General features: G+C 69.0%; 3 protein-coding genes and 2 pseudogenes. 2 read left to right on the plus strand and 3 right to left on the minus strand.

Going from position 1 to position 3,129, the window contains the following annotated elements:
• Positions 1 to 537: 537 nt before the first annotated feature.
• From DPV74_RS40290 to DPV74_RS40300, 3 genes are all read right to left on the minus strand, one after another.
• The gene (locus DPV74_RS40290; protein ID WP_119339210.1) at positions 538 to 1,197 is read right to left on the minus strand and encodes an isoprenylcysteine carboxylmethyltransferase family protein; all 660 of its coding nucleotides are present in this window, start codon (positions 1,195 to 1,197) and stop codon (positions 538 to 540) included.
• 156 nt (positions 1,198 to 1,353) lie between these two features.
• Complete coding sequence (locus tag DPV74_RS40295; RefSeq protein WP_162836114.1) at positions 1,354 to 1,518, minus strand: hypothetical protein; 165 nt, start codon at positions 1,516 to 1,518, stop codon at positions 1,354 to 1,356.
• A 254-nt stretch (positions 1,519 to 1,772) separates the two neighbouring features.
• Positions 1,773 to 2,192 (minus strand): HIT family protein, encoded by a 420-nt coding sequence (locus tag DPV74_RS40300; protein WP_021159927.1) that lies wholly within the window; start codon positions 2,190 to 2,192, stop codon positions 1,773 to 1,775.
• A gap of 80 nt (positions 2,193 to 2,272) precedes the next feature.
• On the opposite strand from DPV74_RS40300, the pseudogene DPV74_RS40305 reads away from it, so the two are divergent.
• Both DPV74_RS40305 and DPV74_RS40310 read left to right on the plus strand, forming a co-directional pair.
• Positions 2,273 to 2,556: pseudogene (locus DPV74_RS40305) on the plus strand (hypothetical protein); the annotation flags it as partial.
• Between the two features lie 191 nt (positions 2,557 to 2,747).
• Positions 2,748 to 3,129, plus strand: a pseudogene (locus DPV74_RS40310) (serine hydrolase); the annotation flags it as partial.

Raw genomic sequence — 3,129 nt, forward strand, 5'->3', positions numbered from 1 at the left:
CGAGCCCGTGCTGCCGCCGAGCGCACCGCCGACCGCTGCGCCGGCTACCCCGCCGAGCGCGCCGCCAAGCGCGTTGTTCATGTCACCTGCCAGAGCCGGCAGCGCAGTCGCGCCGGTCAGCGCGGCGACGACGAGAGCGGGGGCGATTTTCTTCCACATTCCCGTATTCTTCCTTGTTCGCAATCTGGTTATCGAAGGTCCGCTCGGTACGACGATCTGAATCGATCGACGTCGGGTCTGGCATTGTGCCGAACCGTGGACCAATTCATTTCAATGAGCTTGCGGCGAAGAATAGCACCGGTCCCGCGTCCTTGCCGTCGACATTCTGGTAACAAGTTGTTTACGAACAGGCGCCCCCGAACGCCCGCACCAGAATGCCCGCAAACCCGCGCCGGCATTGGCTCCGCCGAGGTTCCGGCCCTGCGCGACGACGGGTCGTCCATGCGGGGCGTCGCACGTTTGCGACACACGTGGCAACACATCGGGCACGTGTCGTGAGCGGGCTCGGAAACGACGGTCGGGGAAAAATGAAGGGGGTCAGTACACGCCGGGCAGCAGCCGCCAGGTTCGCGCGCAATACGCGTCGTACTCGGCGCCGAATTGCGCACGCAGCAGCGCCTCTTCGGAGCGGATACGCGCGACGAGCGGGATCATCGTCAACACGACCAGCAGCACGCCGACACCCGAGCGGAAGGCGAGCGCCCAGCCGACCGAATTGACGAGTAGCCCGAGATAGCTCGGATTGCGGATGCGGCGGTAGATGCCGTCGGTCACGAGCGTATGGCCCGGCTGGATCGCGACGAGCCCGCTGAAGCGCTTGCCGAGCACGAACACGGGCCAGATGCGCAGCACGCCGCCCGCGATGTAGAGCGCAACGCCGGCCCAGCGCACCGCGTCGCCGCCGAAGGTCCAGAAGTCGAGCCGGTCGGTCAGCGCGGGCAGGTAGGCCAGCAGGAACCCGCTCACCCCGAACGCCGCGAGCACCCAGCGGTTGTCGCGGTTCTCGCGCTCGCCGCTGCTCAGGTTGCCTTCGGTGAACATCGCCGCGACGGCCATCGCGAATGTCGCGACGACGACGACGGTCAGCGGCGGATGCGAGAAGAAGGCCGCGAACCCGCCGCTGCCGAGCACCGCGAGCCCGAGATAAACGAGCGTGGAGATGCCCGACAGGGCGGCGACCTTGCGGGTGACTGTCATGACTGCCTCGCCGGAGTGCGCTTTCCTGTGAAGTATAGGAACCGCGCACACGCCGCGCGGCGCGCCGCCGTCATGCGGCGCGCGAATCCGCGCGCATCGTCCGGCACGACGCCACGACCCTGGCCGGGGCGTCCAGGGCCCGCGCCCGGCGCCGGATCAGCGGATGCGGAAGTTGCCGCCGATCCCGACGCTGACAGGCGGTGCGTAATACGCCGGCGCATAGCCGTAGTAGGCCGGCGCGGGCGCGTAGCCGTACGGCGGCGCGACGTAGCAGCCGGACAGGCCACCGATCAGGGCAAGCGTAATGAGAAGTCTGGACATGGCTCGATTCCCGGCGCGAAAGACGAATGGCACCTCGCGAACGCCGCGCCGCCGCGAGGTGCGGCGGCCGGCACGAAGAGGCGATCCGCCCTTCCTGTCGCTCGATGAAGCAATGCGCCGAGTCTAGCGCCGGGTCGGCCGGGCCGAGTTTCGCCGGCGGTTACACGTGTTACCTCGCATGACCGCCGAAACAGGTAATGGCGCGACGGCCGGCCGGTGTGTCGTGGCGCGCCGTGCCGCGTGCGATCGCCGCGTTACACGAAACGCGCGCGAATGCGCTGCGCGAGCGCTTCGAGCGTCGCCGCGTCGGCGATCTCGCGCGCGTGCATCCGCAGCTCGGCGCCTTCCCAGCGCGGGATCACGTGGAAGTGCACGTGCGGAACCGTCTGGCCGGCTGCCGCGCCGTTGAACTGGCCGATGAACACGCCGTCCGGCTCGAGCGCCGCGCGCACCGCCGCCGCGACGCGCTGCGTCATGCGGATGCCGGCCGCGGCTGCGTCGCCGGACAAGTCGAAGATCTGCGCGGCCGGCTCCTTCGGGATCACGAGCACGTGGCCGTCGGCCTGCGGCATCAGATCCATGATCGCGAGCGTCGTGTCGTCTTCCGCGACCTTCACGCACGGCAGTTCGCCACGCAGGATTCTGGCGAACGGGTTGTTGTTGTCGTAGGACATGTCGGGTTCCGATATCGGTTGGACTGGGAAAGGGGGAGTGCAATGCCGGACGATTATCGGACGACGACGGGTCGGATTTCAACTTGTCAGGCCGGGTCGCGCTGGCGCTCGCACCGAACGGCCATCTCGTGACCGCGAACGGCGACGCGTCAACGCCGACCCGCTGCAGCCGAGCGAGATCGGCGAATTCACGGTGGACGGGCGCTTCGTCGCGCAAATGCAGGTCGACACCGTTCCCGGGGCCGCGTTCGGCCTGGCGTTCGGGTACGGCCGCAAAGGCCAGCCGCAATTCGCGGCCGTCGACGACAACACGAATACCGCGACGGTCTGGACCCTGCGCTCCGACCACGACAACGCGCAGTGATACACCGCTTGAACGGGCCGCACGCGGCCCGTTCGACCTCGGCGATCGACACAGACGATTCGCGCAGGCCGGGCAATCCGCGCCGTGTCGACGCTGCCCGGCATCGCCGCCCTCGCGATTGCCACCGCCGGCCCGAACCTGCGACACTGCCGGTTCGTGTTCCGCCTTCCGACAACCGAGGACACCCGCGCATGACGATCCCCTTCAAGAAGCCGATCCTGCGCGGCGTCGCGCTCGCGGCCGTCGCCGCGATCGGCTACACGGGCTACATGCTGTCCCGGCTCGCGCCGGTCGCGACCGGTTATGCGGCGAAGGCGCTGTGTTCCGGCGTGTACGTATCGGGCCGCCCTGCCGCGTCCGTGATCGACGTCGACATCATGGCCGGCGTGCATCCGCTGCTGAAGCTGGTTCGCCCGTCGATCGATCCCGACCATCATCGCGCCGTGGCGACTTTCGCCGGCTTCGCCGGACGCGAAGCCGACTTCCGGCCCGGGCTCGGCTGCACGCTCGCGATCGGGCCGTCGCCCGGCGCGTTGCCGGCCGCGCTGCCGCGCCTCCCCGATCCGCCGCCCG

Origin of the sequence: Burkholderia sp. HAN2018, from assembly GCF_024704855.1 — a bacterium.
Lineage (GTDB): Bacteria > Pseudomonadota > Gammaproteobacteria > Burkholderiales > Burkholderiaceae > Burkholderia > Burkholderia cepacia.